Source organism: Pseudomonas sp. ASL8 (genome assembly GCF_056680355.1).
Genome location: NZ_CM155278.1, coordinates 1416555 through 1440131 on the forward strand (window position 1 = coordinate 1416555; position 23577 = coordinate 1440131).

The 23577-nt window shown below is 59.3% G+C and carries 20 protein-coding genes; 15 read left to right on the forward strand and 5 right to left on the reverse strand.

Going from position 1 to position 23577, the window contains the following annotated elements; all coding sequences use genetic code 11:
- The first annotated feature begins 94 nt into the window (after positions 1-94).
- A complete protein-coding gene (gene glnL / locus AC1MEA_RS06365; protein ID WP_219063750.1) occupies positions 95-1180 on the forward strand; it encodes a nitrogen regulation protein NR(II) in 1086 nt (361 codons plus the stop codon).
- On the forward strand, positions 1177-2613 hold the full coding sequence (gene ntrC, locus AC1MEA_RS06370; protein ID WP_480917134.1) for a nitrogen regulation protein NR(I): 1437 nt from the start codon (positions 1177-1179) through the stop codon (positions 2611-2613). The genes glnL and ntrC overlap by 4 nt, the downstream gene beginning before the upstream one ends.
- A gap of 104 nt (positions 2614-2717) precedes the next feature.
- Here the strand turns inward: ntrC and mgrA are convergent, their stop codons facing one another.
- Complete coding sequence (gene mgrA / locus AC1MEA_RS06375) at positions 2718-3755, reverse strand: L-glyceraldehyde 3-phosphate reductase (protein ID WP_449635260.1); 1038 nt, start codon at positions 3753-3755, stop codon at positions 2718-2720.
- Positions 3756-4024: 269 nt separating this feature from the next.
- On the opposite strand from mgrA, the gene AC1MEA_RS06380 reads away from it, so the two are divergent.
- Positions 4025-4792: an SDR family oxidoreductase gene (locus tag AC1MEA_RS06380; RefSeq protein WP_480917135.1), complete on the forward strand. Its 768-nt coding sequence runs from the start codon at positions 4025-4027 to the stop codon at positions 4790-4792.
- A 35-nt stretch (positions 4793-4827) separates the two neighbouring features.
- On the opposite strand, the gene betT is transcribed toward AC1MEA_RS06380, so the two are convergent.
- A complete protein-coding gene (gene betT, locus AC1MEA_RS06385; protein ID WP_219063784.1) occupies positions 4828-6789 on the reverse strand; it encodes a choline transporter BetT in 1962 nt (653 codons plus the stop codon).
- A gap of 294 nt (positions 6790-7083) precedes the next feature.
- On the reverse strand, positions 7084-8037 hold the full coding sequence (epsC, locus tag AC1MEA_RS06390) for a serine O-acetyltransferase EpsC (protein ID WP_480917136.1): 954 nt from the start codon (positions 8035-8037) through the stop codon (positions 7084-7086).
- 211 nt (positions 8038-8248) lie between these two features.
- On the opposite strand from epsC, the gene AC1MEA_RS06395 reads away from it, so the two are divergent.
- The 12 genes from AC1MEA_RS06395 (at position 8249) to AC1MEA_RS06450 (ending at position 20193) form a co-directional block, all read left to right on the forward strand.
- Entirely contained in the window at positions 8249-9247 is a 999-nt protein-coding gene (locus tag AC1MEA_RS06395; protein WP_480917137.1) for a D-cysteine desulfhydrase, read from the forward strand.
- A gap of 232 nt (positions 9248-9479) precedes the next feature.
- Complete coding sequence (gene tcyJ, locus AC1MEA_RS06400) at positions 9480-10277, forward strand: cystine ABC transporter substrate-binding protein (protein WP_219063744.1); 798 nt, start codon at positions 9480-9482, stop codon at positions 10275-10277.
- Positions 10277-10942 (forward strand): cystine ABC transporter permease, encoded by a 666-nt coding sequence (gene tcyL, locus AC1MEA_RS06405; RefSeq protein WP_219063783.1) that lies wholly within the window; start codon positions 10277-10279, stop codon positions 10940-10942. The genes tcyJ and tcyL overlap by 1 nt, the downstream gene beginning before the upstream one ends.
- A 3-nt stretch (positions 10943-10945) precedes the next feature.
- Positions 10946-11689 carry an L-cystine ABC transporter ATP-binding protein TcyN gene (tcyN, locus tag AC1MEA_RS06410; protein ID WP_449635263.1) on the forward strand — a complete coding sequence of 248 codons (744 nt, stop codon included), beginning with the start codon at positions 10946-10948 and terminating at the stop codon, positions 11687-11689.
- A 287-nt stretch (positions 11690-11976) separates the two neighbouring features.
- On the forward strand, positions 11977-12696 hold the full coding sequence (locus tag AC1MEA_RS06415) for a hypothetical protein (RefSeq protein WP_480917138.1): 720 nt from the start codon (positions 11977-11979) through the stop codon (positions 12694-12696).
- Between the two features lie 239 nt (positions 12697-12935).
- Positions 12936-14177: an SfnB family sulfur acquisition oxidoreductase gene (locus AC1MEA_RS06420; RefSeq protein ID WP_480917139.1), complete on the forward strand. Its 1242-nt coding sequence runs from the start codon at positions 12936-12938 to the stop codon at positions 14175-14177.
- A 19-nt stretch (positions 14178-14196) separates the two neighbouring features.
- The gene (locus AC1MEA_RS06425) at positions 14197-15402 is read left to right on the forward strand and encodes an SfnB family sulfur acquisition oxidoreductase (RefSeq protein WP_480917140.1); all 1206 of its coding nucleotides are present in this window, start codon (positions 14197-14199) and stop codon (positions 15400-15402) included.
- Complete coding sequence (locus tag AC1MEA_RS06430) at positions 15402-16763, forward strand: LLM class flavin-dependent oxidoreductase (protein WP_480917141.1); 1362 nt, start codon at positions 15402-15404, stop codon at positions 16761-16763. The genes AC1MEA_RS06425 and AC1MEA_RS06430 overlap by 1 nt, the downstream gene beginning before the upstream one ends.
- A gap of 196 nt (positions 16764-16959) precedes the next feature.
- On the forward strand, positions 16960-17748 hold the full coding sequence (locus tag AC1MEA_RS06435; RefSeq protein WP_480917142.1) for a MetQ/NlpA family ABC transporter substrate-binding protein: 789 nt from the start codon (positions 16960-16962) through the stop codon (positions 17746-17748).
- Between the two features lie 2 nt (positions 17749-17750).
- Positions 17751-18872 carry a methionine ABC transporter ATP-binding protein gene (locus tag AC1MEA_RS06440; protein ID WP_480917143.1) on the forward strand — a complete coding sequence of 374 codons (1122 nt, stop codon included), beginning with the start codon at positions 17751-17753 and terminating at the stop codon, positions 18870-18872.
- Positions 18862-19506, forward strand: a complete 645-nt coding sequence (locus AC1MEA_RS06445) for a methionine ABC transporter permease (RefSeq protein WP_219063736.1) — start codon at positions 18862-18864, stop codon at positions 19504-19506. Before AC1MEA_RS06440 ends, AC1MEA_RS06445 begins: the two co-directional genes overlap by 11 nt.
- A 63-nt stretch (positions 19507-19569) precedes the next feature.
- Positions 19570-20193, forward strand: coding sequence for a class I SAM-dependent methyltransferase (locus AC1MEA_RS06450; RefSeq protein WP_480917144.1), 624 nt, complete (start codon positions 19570-19572; stop codon positions 20191-20193).
- 44 nt (positions 20194-20237) lie between these two features.
- Here the strand turns inward: AC1MEA_RS06450 and AC1MEA_RS06455 are convergent, their stop codons facing one another.
- Positions 20238-21059, reverse strand: a complete 822-nt coding sequence (locus tag AC1MEA_RS06455) for an RHS repeat-associated core domain-containing protein (protein WP_480917145.1) — start codon at positions 21057-21059, stop codon at positions 20238-20240.
- A gap of 221 nt (positions 21060-21280) precedes the next feature.
- Positions 21281-23542 (reverse strand): glycoside hydrolase, encoded by a 2262-nt coding sequence (locus tag AC1MEA_RS06460; protein WP_480917146.1) that lies wholly within the window; start codon positions 23540-23542, stop codon positions 21281-21283.
- Positions 23543-23577: the final 35 nt, after the last annotated feature.

The following is a 23577-nucleotide window of genomic DNA, read 5'->3' on the forward strand; positions in this document are numbered from 1 at the left end:
CAGCGGCTAAACCCATGCTGGCGAAGACCAACCAGCGCCTGCGATCCGGGCCCGCCTGGGGTTGCAATGTGCCAAAAGAGGTCAACGACAAGTAATGACTATCAGTGACGCGCTGCACCGGCTTTTACTCGACAACCTGACCACTGCCACCATTCTACTCAACTCGAATCTGCGTCTTGAGTACATGAATCCAGCAGCGGAAATGCTGCTGGCCATCAGCGGCCAACGCAGCCATGGACAGTTCATCAGCGAGCTGTTCACCGAATCGGCTGAAGCACTGAACTCGCTGCGGCAGGCTGTCGAACAGGCCCACCCGTTCACTAAGCGCGAAGCGATGCTCACGGCGTTGACCGGGCAAACCTTGACCGTCGACTACGCCGTCACGCCGATCCTCAGCGGCGGCGAAACCATGCTCCTGCTGGAAGTCCACCCACGTGATCGCTTGCTGCGAATTACCAAGGAAGAGGCTCAGCTGTCCAAGCAGGAAACCACCAAAATGCTGGTGCGCGGCCTGGCCCACGAAATCAAGAACCCGCTCGGCGGGATTCGCGGCGCCGCCCAACTGCTGGCGCGGGAGCTGCCTGAAGAGAGCCTCAAGGATTACACCAACGTCATCATCGAAGAAGCCGACCGCCTGCGTAACCTGGTCGACCGCATGCTGGGTTCCAACAAATTGCCTTCGCTGGCAATGACCAACGTGCATGAGGTCCTGGAGCGTGTGTGCAGCCTGGTCGACGCCGAAAGCCAGGGTTGCATCACCTTGGTGCGCGATTACGACCCAAGCATCCCGGACGTATTGATCGACCGCGAGCAAATGATTCAGGCCGTCCTCAATATCGTGCGCAACGCCATGCAGGCCATCAGTGGTCAGAACGAGTTGCGCCTGGGCCGGATCAGCCTGCGTACCCGCGCCTTGCGCCAGTTCACCATCGGCCACGTTCGCCACCGCCTGGTGTGCAAGATCGAGATCATCGACAACGGCCCGGGCATTCCGGCCGAGCTTCAGGAAACCATTTTTTACCCCATGGTCAGCGGCCGCCCAGATGGCACCGGGCTCGGCCTCGCGATTACCCAGAACATCATCAGTCAGCATCAGGGCCTGATCGAGTGTGACAGCCACCCTGGCCACACCACCTTCTCGATCTTCCTGCCGCTAGAACAAGGAGCCGCGTCGACATGAGCCGTAGTGAAACTGTATGGATCGTCGATGACGACCGTTCTATCCGCTGGGTGCTGGAAAAAGCCCTGCAGCAAGAAGGCATGACCACGCAAAGCTTCGACAGCGCCGACGGGGTGATGAGCCGCCTGGCCCGCCAGCAGCCTGATGTGATCATTTCCGACATTCGCATGCCGGGCGCCAGTGGCCTGGAGTTGCTGGCCCGAATCCGCGAACTGCATCCGCGCTTGCCGGTCATCATCATGACCGCGCATTCGGATCTCGACAGCGCGGTAGCGTCGTATCAAGGCGGTGCATTCGAATACCTGCCCAAGCCGTTTGATGTCGATGAGGCCGTATCGCTGGTCAAACGCGCCAATCAGCATGCCCAGGAACAACAAGGCATACAGGTAGTGCCCGCGCTGACCCGCACCCCGGAAATCATCGGCGAAGCACCGGCAATGCAGGAAGTGTTTCGCGCCATCGGGCGTCTGAGCCATTCGAACATCACCGTGCTGATCAACGGCGAGTCCGGCACCGGTAAAGAACTGGTCGCCCATGCGTTGCACCGCCACAGCCCGCGCGCTGCGTCGCCGTTCATTGCGTTGAACATGGCAGCGATTCCTAAGGACTTGATGGAGTCCGAGCTGTTCGGCCACGAAAAAGGCGCCTTTACCGGCGCGGCCAACCTGCGTCGCGGCCGTTTCGAACAAGCGGACGGCGGCACGCTGTTCCTTGATGAAATCGGCGATATGCCGGCAGACACCCAGACGCGCTTGCTGCGGGTCCTGGCTGATGGCGAGTTCTACCGTGTCGGTGGGCATACCCCGGTCAAGGTCGACGTACGCATCATCGCCGCGACTCACCAGAACCTGGAAATTCTGGTGCAAGCGGGTAAGTTCCGTGAGGACTTGTTCCACCGCCTCAATGTAATCCGCATCCATATTCCACGGATGTCCGACCGTCGCGAAGACATTCCGACCCTTGCCAGGCACTTCCTCGCAAGCGCTGCGCGAGAGTTGTCGGTCGAGCCGAAACTGCTCAAAGCCGAAACCGAGGAATACCTCAAGCACCTGCCATGGCCGGGCAACGTCCGTCAGCTGGAAAACACCTGCCGCTGGATCACCGTCATGGCCTCAGGTCGTGAGGTGCACATCAGCGACCTGCCACCGGAACTGCTTAGCCTGCCGCATGACGCCGCACCGGTTACCAACTGGGAGCATGCGTTGCGCCAATGGGCCGATCAGGCGCTGGCACGTGGTCAGACCAGCCTGCTCGACAGCGCGGTTCCGACGTTCGAACGGATCATGATCGAAACCGCCCTCAAGCACACCGCTGGACGTCGTCGCGATGCCGCCGTGTTGCTTGGCTGGGGCCGCAATACCTTGACCCGCAAGATCAAGGAATTGGGGATGAAGATCGACGGCGGCGACGAGGACGAAGGCGACGACGCCTGAGTCGTGACCATGCTCCTGCAGAGAGTTCTTTAGTCTCTGTGGGAACGAATTCATTCGGGAGGCAGGTGTAGCGCTGTGTCAGACACACCGCTACACAATCCCCGCTACTGATCAGTCGACGGTTTTTCCCAAAGATTGATCCCGCCTTCAACAGCGAAACGGTCGATTTCGGCCAGTTCTTCGCTACTGAACGTCAGGTTTTTCAAAGCCCCTACGTTTTCGATGATTTGCTCCGGGTGACTGGCGCCGATCAGCGCCGAGGTCACGCGTGGATCACGCAGGGTCCAGGCCAGCGCCATTTGCGCCAGGCTCTGGCCACGACGCTGGGCGATTTCATTGAGGGCACGCACGTGAGCGATGTTGCTCTCGGACAGGTGCGACGCCTGCAATGATCCACCGCCCGGGCGATTGACCCGCGAATCCTTCGGCACGCCATTCAGGTATTTGTCGGTCAACAAACCTTGCGCCAGCGCCGTAAAGGCGATCACACCCGCGCCGAGTTCTTCGGTGGCGTCCAGCAGGTCCTTTTCGACCCAGCGGTTGAGCAGGTTGTAGGCCGGTTGATGAATCAACAGCGGCACTTTCCATTCTTTGAGTAACGCCGCCATTTCGCGGGTTTTCGCCCCGGAATAAGACGAGATGCCGATGTACAGGGCCTTGCCTTGCTGCACGGCGGTTGCCAGGGCGCTGGCGGTTTCTTCCAGCGGGGTCAGCGGGTCGAAGCGGTGCGAATAAAAGATATCGACGTAATCGAGGCCCATGCGCTGCAAGCTCTGATCGAGGCTGGCCAGCACGTATTTGCGCGAGCCGCCGCCCTGACCATAAGGCCCCGGCCACATGTCCCAACCGGCTTTGCTGGAGATGATCAGCTCATCTCGGTAATGCTTGAAATCTTCGCGCAGCAGACGACCGAAGTTGATTTCGGCGCTGCCATAGGGCGGGCCATAGTTGTTGGCCAGATCGAAGTGGTTGATGCCCAGATCGAACGCGGTGCGCAGCAGTGAACGCTGAGTGTCCATCGGCGTGCTGTCGCCGAAGTTGTGCCACAGCCCGAGGGACAAGGCCGGCAAAACCAGGCCGCTACGGCCGACGCGACGGTACGGAATGGATTCATAACGGTTTTCGGCAGCGATATAAGTCATCGAATCCTCTCTCGTTAAAGGTGCATAGGTGCGACCCCTGAAAGCAGCTCACAGTTCCTGCTTTTTATGCGCACTGATCGCTTCAGCTGAGTCAGTCGAGCTGGCCGAGCATACGCGCAAGCGCCCGCCACTCAATAGTCCGACTAATCAAGATGTCCGGCATGGCGCTTTATTGTTGAGATTTATTGAACAGTAAAGGCAATTTACGGCCATTTATCGCCCTGAATAAACATGTGAATCTACAACCACATTCAGTCAGGAGGTGCCGCATGATCCCTACTACTCAGAACCAGGCCACTCACACTCCCACGCGCAAAGTCGCCATCGTTACCGGCGCATCACGCGGCATTGGCGCTGAAATCGCCAAGCGTCTGGCTGCCGACGGCTTCGCCATCGCCGTCAACTACGCTAACAGCGCTGCCGAAGCCGACACCTTGGTCGCCCGGATCGTCGCCAGCGGCGGTCAGGCCGTCGCCATCAAGGCCGATGTGTCGAACGCTGCCGACGTGCGCACGCTGTTCGACGTGACCGAACAGCAACTGGGCCGCGTCGACGTGCTGGTCAACAACGCTGGCGTGATGAATCCCACTCCCTTGGCCGACACCAGCGACGAGCTGTTCGAACAGACCTTCGGGATCAACACGCGCGGCACCTTCAACACCCTGCGTGAAGCCGGTACACGGATGAATGACGGCGGTCGTATCGTCAACTTCTCCAGCACCGCCCTGGCGCTGAAACTGCCCGGTTATGCGATCTACAACGCCACCAAAGCGGCCGTCGAATCCTTCACCCATGTGTTCGCCAAAGAACTGCGCGGCCGCAACATCACCGTCAACGCCGTCGCGCCTGGGCCCGTTGCGACTGAGCTGTTCCTGCACGGTAAAAGCGAAGAGCAGATCCAGCAGTTCGCCAAGATGCCACCGTTGCAACGCCTGGGTCAGCCCGAAGACATCGCCAACGTCGTCTCCTTCCTCGTCGGCCCGGACGCTGGCTGGGTCAACGGGCAGATTTTGCGCGCCAACGGCGGACTGGCCTGAAGCCCGATCATCAGGGCATTCAGGCGTTTTTTGCCTCAGCGCACCAAGTGCAGGAACTGCAAGTGCCGCTCGTACTGGTCAAGGATGTCGTTGATCACCTGCTCCTTGGTGTAGCCGACCAGATCGTAATCCTGGCTGCCTTCACTCAAGTGAACTTCGGCGCGGTAGTAACGCCGATTGTTCATGCCTTTCGAACCCATGCCGGCGCGAGCAAAGGTCGGCGTGAAGTAACCCCGCATCATCACGTGATAGATGAACGGACGCTCTTCGCCGTGGCCGACTTCCAGGCTGACACTGTCGTTGCTCGGATCGGGTTGGGTCACCACCTTCAGGCCCTTCTCGACGAACACCGCCGTGACCTCTTCAATGGCAGGACGCACCGTCTGCTCAAGGAAACGATAAACCTCGTCGCGTGACGGGAAGTGCACCGCCTGGGTCAAGCGCTGTCGCCATCCGCCACGCCCAAGGCGCGAACCGGATACCGGCGCCAGCGAATGCAGCTGGGCAATTTGCCGCTGCGACTCTAGATAGAAAGCCTTGTGCAGCCCCCACATCATCAACAACAGAATCAGCGAGAACGGCAGCGACGTCAGCACCACCGCCGATTTCAGCGAATCGATACTGCCGGCAAACAACAACCCGCTAGTGATCAACGCCGTCGCCACGCCCCAGAACACCCGCAGCCATTTCGGTCCGTCCTCGTCGGCACTCCCGCCGCGCGCGGACAGAGTCGACAGCACCACGGTGCCGGAATCCGCCGAGGTGACGAAGAACACAAAGCTGATGAACACCGTCACGGCAATGACGGTTTTGCTCCACGGGTAGTTTTCCAGCAGCAGGTAGAGGGTCATCGAAGGGTCGTCGATGGCTGACTGCCCGAGCGCGACCATGCCGTGATTGAGTACCTGGTCGATGGCGCTGTTACCGAAAATCGACATCCAGGCCAGAGTGAAACCCAGCGGAATCAGGAGCACGCCGCAGACGAACTCACGGATGGTGCGGCCACGAGAAATACGCGCAATAAACAGCCCGACAAAGGGCGACCACGCGATCCACCATGCCCAATAAAACACCGTCCAGCTGCCCAGCCAGTCGCCGGTTTTGTCGTAGGCGTAGACATCGAAACTCTTGGTGGGCAACGCGCCCAGGTAATCACCGATGTTCTGCACCAGCGTGTTCAGCAAATGCTGGGTGGGGCCCGCGAACAACACGAACAGCAGCAGCGCGCAGGCCAGCAACATGTTGATGTCGGACATGACCCGCACGCCCTTGTCCACGCCCGCGATGGCCACCAGAATCGCCGCGCCCATCATCAGGGTGATCAAACCCACCTGAATCCATTGGGTATGCGGCACACCGAACAGGTAGTCGAGGCCTGAATTAAGGTGCAGTACGCCAAAGCCCATGTCGGCGCCCAGCCCGAACACCGTGGCGATGATGCCGAAACCATCCACCGCATAACCAATCGGACCGTTGATGCGCTTGCCAATCAGTGGATAAAGCGCCGAGCGCAAGGCCAGCGGCAGATTGTGTCGATAGGCGAAATACGCCAGCGCCATGCCGACAAACGCGAACACCCCCCAACCGTGCAAACCCCAATGCAGAAACAGCAGCTGCATGGCCTGTCGCGCCGACTCGGTGGTACCACCCTCGCCCTGCGGCGGTTGCAGCATGTGGGTCAGCGGTTCTGAAACGCAAAAGAAGAACAGGGTGATGCTGATCCCCGCAGCGAACAACATGCCGGCCCAAGACAAATAACTGAACTCGGGTTCGTCGTGGTCGGCACCGAGCTTGATCTTGCCGTAGCCAGACAAGGCGGTGACCACCACGAAGACCAGATACAGGGTCATCGCCAGCATGTAATACCAGCCAACCGTGTTGGCCGCCCAGTTTTGCGCCGCCAGCAACCACTCACCGGAGCGTTGCGGAAAGACAATCACCAGCAGCCCGAACAGCAGAATGAAACCCGCCGCAAAGTAAAAAACCGGCGGATTCATCCGGACCTGGCTGCTGACCTGCGGGGTAGGCGCACTCATAGGGACTGCGCCTCATGGGAGAGGGAAGTAACGGGGGAAAACGAACTCAAGGGGTAAGCCTCCTGTTGTGAGCGGGCAGCGAACCACCGGATTTAACTTGAACGAACGGTCAAGTTAAACATGAATGGTCCCGCGAGGACTAATCGTAGGCGGGTCGCCGCTCGCTTGGCATGGAGGTGTGACGCATGGAGGGCACTGATCGTTCCCACAGAAGATCGCAATCTCTGTGGGAGATTCTATGGTTGTGATCAAGCCCTACTTCTGGCACCCATCATCCTGTTGCAGCAGGTTGGCCTGGGTCAGGTTGCAGCCCGCCGGAACGCTACGGGTCAGCCAGACGTTGCCGCCGATGGTCGAGCCTTTGCCAATGATGATGCGCCCAAGAATGGTCGCGCCGGCATAGATCACCACGTCGTCTTCGACTATCGGATGGCGGGCGTGGCCTTTTTGCAATTGGCCGTCTTCGTCCGCCGGGAAGCGTTTCGCGCCCAAGGTCACAGCCTGATAGATGCGCACACGTTCGCCGATGATCGCGGTTTCGCCGATGACCACACCCGTCCCGTGATCGATAAAGAAGCTCTGGCCGATCTGCGCGCCGGGGTGGATGTCGATGCCGGTGGCCGAGTGCGCAATCTCCGAACTGATCCGCGCCAGCAACGGCAGACCAGCGCGGTACAGGTGGTGCGCCAAGCGATGATGAATGACCGCCAGAATGCCGGGATAGCACAGCAACACTTCGTCGACGCTGCGCGCAGCCGGGTCGCCGTGGTAGGCCGCCAGCACGTCGGTGTCCAGCAAACGGCGAATCACAGGCAAGGCGCTGGCGAAATCCTGAATCAACTGCACTGCGTGCGTGTCGGCAGCACTGACGTTCTCGCCATGCTGACGCGCCACATAGCGCAGCTCCAGGCGAGCCTGCGCCAACAGAGCATTAAGCGACACGTCGAGGGTATGGCCGACGTAGAAGTCCTCGCTCTCTTCGCGCAAGTCCACCGGGCCGAGGCGCATCGGGAACAACGCCCCACACAGCGCTTCGAGAATATCGCGCATGGCCGCTCGTGAAGGCAGTTCACGACCGCCATGCTCACCACTCACACGGCCATTACGCGTGCGCCAGTCATCACGGGCTGTACGCAATTGGTTGACGATTTGCTGCAACTGCCAGTTATCGGTACGGCTGTCGGCCGATGCCTCTGGAATATCGCTCACGCTCACTACTCCTTCTGCTTTCAAGGTAAGAGCCAGGATCGCGGTCAAGATGACGGCCGCTGATGCCCCCACTCTACGGCAAACTTTTGCGCCGAAAAATTAACAATTTCCGTAGGGCCTTTGCCGAACACCGTCCATTCCTGCAAATGTTGCGCAGGGCTCTGTCGGTTGCCTATAGTCCATCGACTTACTTCCCGGCCAATTGACCACCATGATTAAACACCAGCTCGCTCGTTTTAACCGTCTGGAATTACTCGGCGCCCCCACTCCACTGGAAAAACTGGAGCGTCTGTCTGCCTGGGCCGACCGGGATATTTATGTCAAACGCGATGACACCACAACGCTGGCACTGGGCGGCAACAAGGTGCGCAAGCTCGAATACCTGGCCGCCGATGCGTTGGCGCAAGGTGCTGACACCTTGATTACCGCCGGCGGAATCCAGTCCAACCACGTGCGCCAGACGGCCGCGCTGGCGGCACGTCTGGGCCTGGGTTGCGTCGCGCTGCTGGAAAATCCCATCGCCAGCACCGACACCAGTTACCTGAGCAATGGCAATCGCCTGTTGCTGGATCTGTTCGACGCCAAGGTCGAGCTGGTCGAGAACCTGGATAACGCCGATGAGCAACTGCATGCCCTCGCCGCCCGTCTGCGGGCTGGCGGCAAAAAGCCTTATTCGGTGCCGATTGGCGGCTCCAACGCGTTGGGCGCGCTGGGGTATGTACGTGCAGGGCTGGAGTTGGCCGAACAAATCGAACAGACCGGGCTGACATTTGCCGCCGTGGTCCTCGCGTCGGGCAGTGCCGGTACGCAAAGCGGCCTGGCCTTGGGACTCAGTGAAGCGTTGCCTGAGTTGCCGGTGGTGGGCGTTACCGTGTCACGTAGCGAAGAAGCCCAGCGGCCGAAAGTGGAAGGACTGGCGCAGAGAACCGCAGAGTTGCTGGGCATCAGCCTGCCGGGCAGTTTCAAGATCGACCTGTGGGATGAGTATTTTGCGCCAGGTTACGGCGCACCCAACGCGGGCACCCTGGCCGCAATCAAGCTGGTCGCCAGCCAGGAAGGCCTGTTGCTCGACCCGGTATACACCGGCAAAGCCATGTCAGGCCTGCTCGACGGCATCGGTCGCCAGCGCTTCAATGAGGGCCCGCTCATCTTCCTGCACACAGGCGGCGCGCCGGCCTTGTTCGCTTATCCCGACGTTTTTTCGAGCTGATTTTCCAGTCGGTTTCTATATACCAGTTAGAAATATACAAATCATTTTTAATTATTTTAATTCATATGCAGCAACCCCTATAGTCACACGGCGTGCAGGATCAACCACGCCCTGTGAAGGTTCACGAAGGGAATAAGGTCGCCTGAAATAGCTGGATTAAGTTTCAAGGCCGCAGTAGCGTTCGTTGGGTCTGATTCTTGCCTGACGCTCAAAACACCATAAGGGGCTCGTCATGAACATTGCTGCCATCCGCCGGACATTTCTTCTTTCCACATTGAGCCTTGTGCTCGGCTCAAGCCTGATAGGGCAAGCCGTCGCCGGGGACCAGCTGCAAAAAATCAAGGACAGCGGCACGATCAATGTCGGCCTTGAAGGCACGTATCCGCCGTTCAGTTTCGTGGACGAGAAAGGCGATCTCAACGGCTTTGAAGTCGAGTTCTCCCAAGCCCTGGCCAAAGAGCTGGGGGTGAAAGCCAAACTGCAACCGACCAAATGGGATGGCATCCTCGCGGCGCTGGAATCCAAACGCCTTGATGTGGTGATCAATCAGGTGACCATCTCCGAAGAGCGCAAGAAGAAGTACGACTTTTCCGAGCCCTACACAATCTCCGGGATTCAAGCGCTGACCCAGAAGAAGGACGCGGGCAAGTTCCCGACGCCTGACTCCCTTGCAGACAAAAAAGTCGGCGTCGGCCTGGGCACCAACTACGAACAATGGCTCAAGGAAAACGTACCTAAAGCCATCGTCAAAACCTATGACGATGATCCAACCAAATTCCAGGACCTGATCGCCGGCCGTACTGACGCGATCCTCGTTGACCGCCTTGCCGCATTCGAAATGGTCAAAAAAACCAATGACAAACTAGCCGTGTCCGGCGCGCCGTTTTCCCGCCAGGAGTCCGGTATCGCGATACGCAAAGGCGAGCCTGAGTTGGTCGCCGCCATCAACAAAGCCATCGACAAACTGCGTGCCGACGGAACCCTCGCCAAGTTGTCGCAGAAGTACTTTGGCTCTGACGTGACCCAATGATTGAAGAGAGTCTGAAGCTAGCGCTGGACTCCGCGCCCTTTCTGCTCAAGGGCGCGTATTTCACGGTCATCCTCAGTCTGGGCGGGATGTTCTTCGGCTTGCTGCTGGGCTTCGGCCTGGCATTGATGCGTTTGTCACACCTCAAACTGCTGAGCGGCATTGCGCGGGTGTATGTGTCGTTCTTTCGGGGCACACCGTTGCTCGTCCAGTTGTTCATGATCTATTACGGCCTGCCGCAACTGGGGATTGAACTGGACCCGTTGCCCGCAGCCCTGATCGGTTTCTCCCTGAACATGGGCGCTTATGCCTGCGAAATTCTGCGTTCAGCCATTGGCGCAGTGGATCGCGGGCAATGGGAAGCAGCGGCCAGCATCGGCATGACCCGTGCGCAAACCATGCGTCGGGCGATTCTCCCGCAAGCAGCGAGAACCGCCTTGCCGCCGTTGGGCAACAGCTTCATTTCACTGGTCAAGGACACCGCGTTGGCGGCAACCATTCAGGTGCCCGAGCTGTTCCGTCAGGCACAGTTGATCACTGCGCGGACCTTCGAAATTTTCACCATGTACCTTGCCGCCGCACTGATCTACTGGATCCTTGCCAGCCTGCTCGCGCACCTGCAGCACCGCCTGGAAGCGAGGGTCAACCGACATGATCAGGAGTCTTGAAGCATGATCGTGGTTGAGAAACTGACCAAGAAATTCAAAGGGCAAACGGTGCTCAACGGCATTGATTTGACCGTCGAAGCCGGCGAGGTAGTGGCCATCATCGGCCCCAGCGGTTCCGGCAAAACCACCCTGTTGCGTTGTCTCAATTTTCTCGAAGAACCCACCAGCGGCAAGATCATCGTCGGCGACATCGAGATCGATGGCAGTCGCCCGCTGAGTCAGCAGCAAGGCTTGATTCGGCAACTGCGCCAGCACGTGGGTTTCGTCTTCCAGAACTTCAATCTGTTCCCCCATCGCACCGCGCTGGAAAACGTGATGGAAGGCCCGCTGGTGGTAAAAAAAATGCCACGCCCGCAAGCCGAGGCGCTGGCGCGTAAGCTGCTGGCGAAGGTCGGCCTGGCTGGCAAGGAAGACGCGTACCCACGGCGACTGTCCGGCGGCCAACAACAGCGGGTAGCGATTGCCCGCGCCTTGGCCATGGAGCCGGAGGTCATTCTGTTCGATGAGCCCACCTCTGCGCTGGACCCGGAATTGGTGGGTGAAGTATTGACGACCATCCGCGCCCTGGCGGAAGAGAAACGCACCATGGTCATCGTGACTCATGAGATGAGCTTTGCCCGGGATGTGGCCAACCGGGTGATCTTTATCGACAAGGGCGTGATCGTTGAGCAAGGCGACGCCAAGACGCTGTTTGCCAACCCTAAGGAAGAGCGGACTCGCCAGTTTCTGGAACGCAGCAGGAACTGATCAGCCCTGCAGATAACAAAAAAACAGCGCCCACTCAGCGCTGTTTTTTTTCGCGTCTGACATTTTCTGGGATTGCTGAGTAGGACGCAGTACTGAGGCCCAAGTAACCCACAAGCCGTACAAATGTAGGAACCGTCTGATTCCATCCGACGCTCGCGTTTCACTCGCGCACTGCCTTGACACTCGTTCCCATCCTCTCTTAGCTGGCTATCAAGATTCATCAACATCCATTCATAGAGGTATCCGCGGCACCGCGTGTCAGCCGCTGATCATGAGGAGTATTCAACATGGCTTGTGCGACCCCAACGTCCCATCAGATCAAACTGCATGCCCCTTATTTGCCCCAGGCAAACAAGCACGGTATCGGCGTGAGTGCCGCCGCGCATCTGCGGGTCACTATCAAGCCTTATGCGGCCATGGACGAGGGCGATCTGATTGAACTGTTCTGGGGTGGCCGTTACGTTGCATCAAAGCTGCTGACGACTGCCGATATCGGCCAGACCCTGGACCTGCGTGTCCCGGAAAGTTTTTTACAGAGCGGCAAGGTCAAAACCTGGTACCAGATCCAGAAGGTCGGCAGTGCGCCGTCGCTCTCCGCGAGCATAGATGTATGGGTAAAGCTCGATTGCCCTGGTGGTCACCCCAACCCGTTGAGCCCGGAAGAAAACCAGAGTCTCGCGCCCTTGGCTGTACCCGACGCCCTGCTGCGCCACGGGTTGACCGCAAAGCAGCGGCGACGGGGTATCGAGCTGACCATCGAGGCGTACCAAAACATGGCCGCCAAAGATGAAATCACCCTGCGCTGGGGGGATGTACGCATGGATCTACCGGCCATCGATGCCAGGGATGTTGGCAGGCCCATTACATTGAATGTTCCGCCGGCATTGATTCTGGAAGGCGGCGAAGACCATCAGCTGGAAGTGACTTACTGCATTATCGACCGGGTGGGCAACACGTCACGCTGGGCGCCACCACGCGCACTTAACGTCAGTGGCGTCGCTGATTAAATACACCACGGAGCTTTAAATCACGACCTGCAACTCTCCCGTCTATGCTTATTCCAAAAAGTAAGTTTATTTAATTTTTATACACGCTTAGGGTATATAGACCGGACCACCGGACCACCGTCAGTTTGTTTTCGCCGCAGAGACGCGGCTTATGTCGATGTGAGGTTTGGAATGGTCACTTTCACAATTACCCCCGTGCAGATCGCCAGGGCATTGCGTACCGCCACGGAGCGGCGCTGATGTCGGATCTCGCGGCTACACCCCTCCAGAGCGATCTGGACATCGCCCCGCTGCTATTGCCAGCGAAGGTCCTGAGTAACGACGCCCAAGCCATCGCCGCCGCTCATGAAGTGGCGCAACTCGCGCGCTTACAGGCGTCACAACGTGATCGTCAGCGCAAATTGCCGTGGGCCCAAATCGAACATTTCACCCGCAGCGGGCTGGGGAGCATTTCCATCCCCCGAGAATACGGCGGCCCGCAGGTTTCATTCGTGACCCTGGCGGAGGTGTTCAAGATCATTTCCGCCGCCGACCCCGCGTTGGGGCAGATCCCGCAAAACCAGGTCGGCATTCTCCATTCGCTGCTGGGCAGTGCCAACCCGACACAAAAGCAGCAGCTGTTTCAAAGCGTGCTGGATGGCTGGCGCATCGGCAATGCCGGGCCTGAACGCGGCACCAAAAACACCCTGGAAATCAAAACGAGAATCACCGCCAAGGGCGACGGGTTTGTCCTCAACGGCCAGAAGTTCTATTCCACCGGGGCACTGTTCGCGCATTGGGTCGCGGTCAAGGCGCTGAACGATGACGGTCAACAAGTGCTGGCATTCGTCCCGCGTGGCACGCCGGGTTTGCGCATCGTCGATGACTGGTCCGGCTTTGGCCAACGCACCACCGCCAGCGGTACGGTGCTGCTCAATAACGTGCCGGTGGAAGCCGAGCACATCGTCGAGAACTGGCGCCTGGCACAAACGCCGAACATTCAGGGCGCCGTGTCGCAATTGATCCAGGCGGCCATCGATGTCGGGATCGCTCGAGAAGCCATCGACGACAGCATTCGTTTTGTCCGCGAGCGCTCGCGCCCATGGATCGATGCCAACGTCGAACGCGCCAGCGACGATCTGTACGTGATCGCCGACATCGGCAAGCTGAAACTCGAACTGCACGCCGCTGAAGCATTACTGCGCAAGGCCGGCCAAGTGCTGGACGAGGTCAACGCCGCGCCCGTGGACGTAGCCTCCGCCGCTCGCGCCTCGATTGCCGTTGCAGAAGCCAAGGTCCTGACCACTGAAATCTCCCTGCTCGCCAGCGAAAAGCTGTTCGAGCTGGCAGGCAGCCGCGCCACCCTGGCCGAGTTCAACCTCGACCGCCACTGGCGCAACGCTCGCGTTCACACGCTCCACGACCCGGTGCGCTGGAAATACCACGCCGTCGGCGCCTACCACCTGAACGGCACTGTGCCGGCCCGGCATTCCTGGATCTGACCAGACCACTGGAGAACGTATGAGCCTTTTATCGCACCTGCCGCAAAAGACGGCAGTGATCGACAGCGACGCCCAAGCCTTGAACGTGGCCGCCGAGCTGGCTGAACATTTTAAGCGCGACAGCGCCCTGCGTGATCGTGAACGCCGTCTGCCGCACGAGGAACTGGAACTGTTTTCCCGCTCTGGCCTGTGGGGCATCAGCGTGCCGAAAGCCTTTGGCGGCGCTGGCGTTTCCAGCGTCACCCTGGCCAAAGTCACACAACTGATCGCCGAGGCTGACTCGTCCCTCGGCCAGATTCCTCAGAACCATTTCTATGCCCTTGAGGTGCTGCGCGTGAATGGCAGCGCTCAACAGCAAAAACGCCTCTACGCAGACGTATTGGCCGGGCAACGCTTCGGCAATGCACTCGCAGAGTTGGGCACCAAAACCGCCCACGACCGGACTACGCGCCTGACCCGGGACGGCGATGGCTATCGCATCAACGGCCGCAAGTTTTACGCGACCGGCGCCTTGTATGCGCAGCGCATACCGACCTCGGTGGTGGACGAACAGGGTGTGCAGCAACTGGCCTTCGTCCCGCGTGACGCAGCGGGCCTGACGGTGATCGATGACTGGCGCGGCTTCGGCCAACGCACCACCGGCAGCGGTTCGGTGGTGTTCGATAACGTGTTTGTCAGCGCCGATGACGTAGTGCCGTTTCAAACCGCCTTCGAACGGCCGACCACCGTAGGCCCGCTGGCACAGATTCTTCATGCGGCCATCGACACCGGCATCGCCCGCGCGGCCTATGAAGACGCGTTGCACTTCGTCCGCACTCGCACCCGGCCATGGATTGATTCCGGTATCGAAAAAGCCGTGGACGACCCATTGACCCTGCACAGCTTCGGCAAGCTCGGCATTCGCCTGCACGCGGCCGAAGCGCTGCTGGAACGTGCCGGTGAGTTCCTTGATCGCGCTCAGGCCGACAGCACCGTTGAAAACGTCGCCGCCGCGTCCATTGCGGTGGCCGAAGCACGCGCCATCAGTACCGAAATCTCTCTTGCAGCGGGCAGCACCCTGTTCGAGCTGGCTGGCAGTCAAGCCACGCTGGCCGAGCATGGACTGGACCGTCACTGGCGCAACGCCCGCGTGCACACCCTGCACGACCCGGTGCGCTGGAAATATCACGCCATCGGCAATTACTACCTCAACGATACAAACCCGCCGCTGCGGGGGACCCTCTGATGACCAAGAAAAAGATCCTCCTCAATGCGTTCAACATGAACTGCATTGGCCATATCAACCATGGCCTGTGGACGCATCCCAGGGACAACTCCACCGAGTACAAGACCCTCGAATACTGGACTGAGTTGGCGCAACTGCTGGAGCGCGGTTTGTTCGACGGCTTGTTCATCGCCGATATCACCGGCGTGTACGACGTGTATCAGAACTCGGTGGATGTAACGCTCAAAGAGTCGATCCAGTTGCCGGTCAATGACCCACTGATGCTGCTGTCGGCCATGGCCGCAGTCACCAAGAATCTGGGGTTCGGCCTGACCGCCAACCTCACGTATGAAGCGCCGTATCTGTTCGCCCGGCGCATGTCGACCCTCGACCACCTGAGCCGTGGCCGAGTGGGCTGGAACATTGTTACCGGTTATCTGGACAGTGCGGCCAAGGCCATTGGCCTGAGCGAACAGGTCGAACACGACCGTCGTTATGATCAGGCCGATGAGTACCTGGAGGTGCTGTACAAACTCTGGGAAGGCAGCTGGGAAGATGACGCGGTGATCAATGATCGCCAGCAACGGATCTATGCCCAGCCCGAAAAAGTGCACAAGGTTAGGCACAAGGGTGAGTTCTATCAGGTCGAGGGTTATCACCTCTGCGAACCGTCACCGCAGCGCACGCCGGTGTTGTTTCAGGCAGGCACTTCTGATCGCGGTTTGCAGTTCGCCGGGCGCCATGCGGAGTGCGTGTTCATCAGCGGACAAAACAAGGTCGCGACCCGCGAGCAAGTGGACAAGGTTCGCGCCAGCGCCAATGCCGCCGGGCGTAACCCCGAGGACATCAAGGTGTTCATGGGCTTGAACGTGATCGTCGGCGCCACCGAGGAACTGGCACGCGCCAAGCAGCGGGAGTATCTGGAATACGCCAGCGCCGAAGCAGGCGTTGCGCACTTTGCGGCCTCTACCGGGATCGACTTCGCGGAGTACAAACTGGACGAGCCGATCCAGTACGTGAAAAGCAACGCGATCCAGTCGGCGACCAAAAACCTGAAAAACAACGACTGGACCCGCCGCAAACTGCTCGATCAACACGCGCTGGGTGGACGCTACGTCACCCTGGTCGGCTCGCCTGAACAGGTTGCCGATGAGCTGGAATCCTGGATCGCCGAAACCGGCCTCGACGGCTTCAACCTGACACGCACCGTGACCCCGGAAAGCTATGCGGATTTCATCGATCTGGTGATTCCGGAACTGCAACGCCGTGGTTCTTACAAAACCGCATATGACAGCGGCACCCTGCGGGAGAAGTTGTTTAACGAAGGCCCACGTTTGCCAGAGTCGCATGCGGGAGCGGGGTATCGACATGCGGGGAAATAACGATGCAACTGTTGCGCACGGTCCCTGTAGGAGCTGACTTGTCTGCGATCGACCGCGAAGCGGTCGCAAAACAGCAGACCGCGGTGAAACAGACACGCCGCGTCAGCTCCTTCGCAGACAAGTCAGCTCCTACAGGTGATCTATGCCCTGTTAGACAACATCAATTTCAGACCTTACTACTCCCAGGATTTCAGCCATGACCAAAACCCTCATCACCCTGGCCCTCGCGCTGTTCACCCTCAACGCCCACGCCGACGATAAACCGCTCAAAGTCGGCACCACCGCCGCCTTTGCCATCCCGCTGGAAGCAGCCGTCGAAGAAGCCGGCAAGCAAGGCCTGAAGGTCGAGCTGGTGGAGTTCAGCGACTGGATCGCCCCGAACGTCAGCCTTGCGGCCGGCGATATCGATGTGAATTACTTCCAGCACGTCCCGTTCCTGGAAAATGCCAACGCCGCAGCGGGCTTCCATCTGGTGCCTTACGCGTCCGGGATCATCAACAACGTCGGGCTGTATTCGAAGAAATACAAAAGCTTTGATGAGCTACCGACTGGCGCCACCGTGGCCATCGCCAACGACCCGATCAACAGCGGACGCGGCCTGCAACTGCTGGCCAAAGCCGGGCTGATCACCCTCAAACCGGGCGTCGGCTACAAGGCCACCGAAGAAGACATCATCGCCAACCCGAAAAAAATCAAACTGATTCAGGTCGAGGCCGTGCAACTGGTGCGCGCCTACGATGACGCCGATCTGGTGCAGGGCTACCCGGCCTATATTCGTCTGTCGAAAACCTTCGATGCCGGTTCCGCGTTGCTGTTCGACGGGCTGGATCATAAAGAATACGTGATCCAGTTCGTGATCAAGCCCGAGAACAAAAATGACCCGCGTCTGGCCAAGTTCATCGACATCTATCAGCACTCGCCGGTTGTTCGCGCCGCCCTGGATAAAGCCCACGGCAAACTCTATCAAGCAGGCTGGGAAGGCTGAACATGAACGCGACTGCCCAACGCCAGTTACCGCATGAGTCCCCCAAAGCCGAGCAGCCCTCGGAGCTGCACCCTGACTTGAATCGGGCCCATGTGCGCTTTATCAACCTGGGCAAAACCTATGACAGCCAGCACGGGCCGGTGGATGCACTGCAGAACATCGACCTGGCGATTCAACGCGGTGAGGTGTTCGGCATCATCGGCCGCAGCGGCGCGGGCAAGTCGTCATTGATTCGGACCATCAACCGCCTGGAGCGCCCGAGCAGTGGTCGGGTGCTGATCGATCAGGTGGACATCAGCGAGTTCGACGAAGACCATCTGGTGCAACTGCGACGACGCATCGGGATGATCTTTCAGCACTTCAACCTGATGTCGGCCAAGACCGTGTGGCAGAACGTCGAGCTGCCGCTCAAGGTCGCTGGCGTGCCACGTGAACAGCGTCAGCGCAAAGTCGCCGAACTGCTGGAACTGGTCGGTTTGCAAGACAAGCACAAGGCCTACCCGGCACAGCTGTCGGGCGGACAAAAACAGCGCGTGGGGATTGCCCGCGCGCTGGTCCATGACCCGGCGATTCTGTTGTGCGACGAGGCCACCTCGGCGCTCGACCCGGAGACCACGCAATCGATCCTCGGCTTGCTGCGGGAGATCAATAAACGGTTGGGCCTGACTATCATTTTGATTACCCATGAAATGGCGGTCATCCGCGATATCTGCGACCGGGTGGTGGTGCTTGAACACGGTCAAATCGTCGAGCACGGCCCTGTGTGGCAAGTGTTCGGCAACCCTCAGCACGACGTCAGTAAAACCTTGCTGGCGCCGCTGCAACACGGGCTCCCCGAAGACGTGCAAGCACGCTTGAACCCCGAGCCACAGCACCCGACGGCGGCGGTGGTACTGGACCTGCATTTCACTGGCGTTGGCGGCGAAGAGCCGGACCTGGCCGCGCTGTTCAATTCCCTCGGCGGGCGGATCAGCCTGTTGCAGGGCGGGGTTGAGCGCATTCAGGGGCGCGCACTGGGGCATCTGGTGATCGAGGTCGCCCACTCGCCCCATGACCTGGACGAATTACTCAGTCGCGCCCGCACATTGGCGCAACGCGCGGAGGTATTGGGTTATGTGGTTTGATCGACTGCTTCAAGGCGTCATCGATACGTTTTTGATGGTCGGTGTCTCGTCATTGATTGCCCTGCTGCTGGGCATTCCGCTGGCGGTGATTCTGGTCACCAGCGCCAAAGGCGGAATCTACGAAGCGCCCACTCTGAATCGCGTGCTCGGTGGTTTCGTCAATCTGTTCCGCTCGATTCCGTTCCTGATTCTGATGGTCGCGTTGATTCCGTTTACCCGGCTGATCGTCGGCACCACCTACGGCGTCTGGGCGGCCGTGGTGCCGCTGACCATCGCGGCGACGCCGTTCTTTGCACGCATCGCTGAAGTCAGCCTGCGCGAGGTCGACCATGGCCTGATCGAAGCCGCGCAAGCCATGGGCTGCCGCCGGTGGCACATCATCTGGCATGTGCTGCTGCCCGAAGCGCTGCCGGGTATCGTCGGCGGCTTCACCATTACACTGGTGACGATGATCAACTCGTCGGCCATGGCCGGGGCTATCGGCGCAGGTGGATTGGGTGACATCGCCTACCGCTATGGTTATCAGCGCTTCGACAGCCAGGTGATGCTCACTGTGATTGCCTTGTTGGTGGTGCTGGTCGCAGTGATTCAGTTTGGCGGTGATCGGCTGGCTCAGGTGCTGAACAAACGTTGAGTGATTGAACAACGGCTGGGCGGGGGTATATTTAACGCTTACCCACGCCCAGACAGACCCGCAATGAAACTCGCCCCGCAGGACCTCGCCAAAATCACCGCCACCACCGTCGGCCACTACAACGAAGTGGCTGACGACTTCCGCGAAGGCACCCGTGACCACGACGTCAGCCAGAACATAGCCGCACTGCTGCGGCATATCGAAGGCGAGGCGCCGTGGCATATCCTGGATTTTGGCTGCGGGCCGGGCCGTGACCTGAAGACCTTCAGCGCCATGGGCCATGTTGCGGTGGGTCTGGACGGCGCTGAGCGTTTCGCCGACATGGCCCGCGCCGAGACCGGCTGTGAAGTCTTGCAGCAGAATTTTCTCGAACTCAATCTACCGGCCGAGCGCTTCGACGGCATCTTCGCCAACGCGGTGTTGTTCCACGTCCCCCGCCAGGAACTGCCACGGGTCTTGCGCGAACTGCACGCAACGCTGAAACCGGGCGGCGTGCTGTTCAGCTCCAATCCACGGGGCGAGAACCAGGAAGGCTGGAACGGCAGCCGTTATGGCGCTTATCACGACCTGGGAACCTGGCGCGAACTGCTCAATGACGCAGGCTTCACCGAACTCGAACACTACTACCGCCCCGAGGGCCTGCCCCGCGAGAAACAGCCGTGGCTGGCGAGTGTGTGGCGCAAGTGATGCTTGAAGAGCCAGCATGCAGTGGCCGGATTCAGCGGACGGTTTTAAAGCCGCGTATCGCCTACGTTGCCGCGTATGTTCTGACTGGTTTTTCCAACACCGCTGGCAATATTAAAAGGCGACAGCATATTGCCTTTAATCGCTTTCCTTGTAGCTGCCCGGGCCTGCGCAGCCGCTGCCCTTTGCGCTACTTTGGTGGTCACCTGCGCTGAAATACGCAATCCCAGGGACGGAACGCCAAAACCCACCGCGACCCACATGAGCGGTTCCAGCGCAGCAGAACCAGGCTTCACCTCGTTAATAATCCGGTTCGCCGTAAACGCAGTGCTGGCCACCACCTGTGCAGTCGCCCCCACAGCGGTAAGCATCTGCGCAGTAGGGACAGGAGCCCCACTTTTCAGCGCTTTCGTGACCGCTTTCATGGCGGGCACCGCCGCATAAAGACCTAGCGCCGCCCCCGCGAACCCCACGCCAACCCAGACAAACCCCAGAATTTTATTCCTGTCGGCCGCATGCCCGGTTGGATCACGGCTATTGATCGGATCGCCAATGCAGTACGCATAAGCATTCAATCCACCCTCACCAAACGGACTCAAGCTGTCGGGGCTGTTGAAGCGCATCAACACCGGGTTGTAGGCCCGATAGCCGTTGCCGAGCAAATAGTGCCCCGTCACAGGATCGGGTTGTTCGCCGTTGAAGCCGGGCAGGCCTGGCACCGCGTCGACAACGTCGTGATGACCGTAGGGGGAGTAGGCCATGCGCAGGTGTTGTTCGGCAGTCACCGCGTTCAGCACAGAGCTCTGCTGGTCAGTGGTCATCAACACGCAGCTGACCCGATCCCTCACTTGATTATTCTGTGCAGCCATAGCAATTTTCGGCTTTAGAACAACGGACTATTAGAGTGGGCGGCTTCGTTCACGTCGTCTAGCTAGCAGAAATGCTAGGTTTTTACAGCGCGCCTGTGTCAGCTCCCCGGCGTGCCATGTGCCTCTTCGAAGAAGAAATCTTTCCAGCTGTCAGCCTTGTTTTTCAGTACGCCCAGGGAGGTGAGAGGATCATGTCCTGGCTGACGGTGGCAGCAAATTGTTCAGCCTTCAAACGTCCCGTCAACGTGATATTCCGTCACCTGCCCGTCCGCCTCAAACGCCGTAATAGACTGCCCGGCAAAGTGCTTGCCGACGACCTCCCGCATCCGGCGATCAAAGTTGGCCACCAATCGCGTGCCATCGGTAAACGTGGTCTGCTGAACTTGCCGATCGGCCGTTAGCCAGCGGAAATCCGTCAAAGACTGAGTCCCCAAACGTTGGTGCAAAGGTTGGAAGAAAGCGTCCTGGCGCTTAATCAGCGGCAACCTATGCTTCAGCGTGTCAGCACTCAGGTGGTACAGCGGCGGCACGTTGTAGAGCAGTTGTGCCAACTCGTTCTCCGCTCTCACGTTACTGAGCTTCACGTTATCGAACAGCCAGTGATGAGCGGTAATCACCGAGCCATGAAACACCGCCTGATAGAGGGGGAGCCTCGTAGCGGGATCGAAATGGATCGTTCGATAGGGTTCTTTGATCGGGACCTGCTTGAAGAATACGCTCGGCTGCTCTGGTGGATACCAGTCACCCAGATAGTACGGTGACTGTTTGTTTTTGCTGAGGTCCGGATCGCCCCAACCAATAACCGGCGTCTGCATACCGTGAGCGAACAGGATGCCTTGGGCGGTGACAGCATTTCCGTCTTCAGAGCCTGCGGCCAGCTTCAAGGTTTCAGCGATCCAGCGTGAGGCATCAATATTGCCTGCGGCATTTTGCGCCTGGGTCATGCTCGCGTCAGGACGATAGCTGTCGAACAACATGCTGGTCGCGTAGGCATCGAGGAACCAACTGTTGAACCCGGCTTTAGCCTGAATCGCCTTGATTCGAGCCTCAAGTAGAGGCCGCACGCAACGCGGGTCGGTGTAATGTCCGGACTGCTGGAACCCACTCTTGAACTCGCCGCGCTTCAATAATATGGCGCAATCGCGATAGGCGTCGTTTCCCAGATGCGCGGTAGTCCAGTCCGGGTTCTCCGTCGACGACAACGCCGTTTCATAGGAGTCGTATGGGGCCATCAGATAGCCAGCCTGTACGCCAGCGCGTACCGCCTCGGGATGCCATAGGCCGCCCTCCCAACCTTCGGCCACTCCCAGCCACAAACGCGTCAGCTTGGCGGCCTGGAGTTGCTTGATCGTCGTCTCGGACATGATGCTGCCCCACTGCTCAGGCTGCGGTGTCAGCGCCGTGACGAAAGCCTTCGCGAGTTCCTCGCGCAGTTCTCCGTAGCGATTGGCCAACGCCTGCATATCCGGTCTGGCCGTCCCCTGCCAGCTTTCTCGCGCCTTGGTGTTCAAGGCTTGATTAAGGCCGCGCAACAGGGTGGCCTGTTGGTAACGGCTAAGCGGGGGCTGGGCGATTTCCAGCATCTGCGTGGCTGCAGCATCAAGATAACCGCGCAACGCTGTAGCCAATGTTCCTTTGCCGCGCAGTAGTTCAAGCAAGCGAGGCCAACTGCGTACATCATCCGGCCCGAGTAGATCATTGCCCCATAAATAGATGTGACTGGCTCCCAGCAACTTCGCGGCTCCCGGGGTCTTCCGCAGTTTGTCGCTGAAGGTTTCATAGCGTCCAGCCTGGATCAGCCACTGTCGATAGCGTTTGGCGCCAGCCAGCGGGTCGGCCTCGCCCAAATAGAGGCTAAAGGTCAGCGGCGTCAACGGGGCCAGGGAGGTGAACTCATGACTGGCCGCAATCGCCAACGCCAGGCCTTCGGCGCTCAATGTAAGGCGGTTATTGTAGGGATTGGTCATCAGCCAGTTCAGGGTGAAACCGCCGTGATCGACACCCCACAGCGGCAAGCTGAGGTCCTGAGTGGTATTGAATTCGCCTTGGTCCAGCAGGAACCGCTGCCACACTGGGTCACCTGCCGGGACGTAACGCCCTTCGGCAAGCGGCCATATCAAGCCCTTCCCCATCGCGTGACCGGGTTGCCGGAGAAAAACCAGCTCACCGGGGTCTCGGGCTTGAATAGTCAGAGAGAGTTCACGCTGATCCAGCGTTGCGCTGAGCTGCCAGGCACCGTCATCCCACAGCCAGTTGATGCGCTCCCCACGCTTCTCCAGAGCGCTGACCCGATGCGCAGCCACTCCAGCGGAGGCTTGCACTGCTGCACCCCGGGCGGGAATGGCACGAATCGCCAGCGTTGCCGGGTCTATCTCGATTCGCCAATGGTCGTTTTCCAGCCGGATATCAGCGGCGGCCCATGGCGCCATTAACAAGGCGCAGATCAGCAGTCCTGAATACAAACATTGGTTGATGTAAAACATGCTGCCCTCGCGCGCCCGAAAATCGGCAACTGACT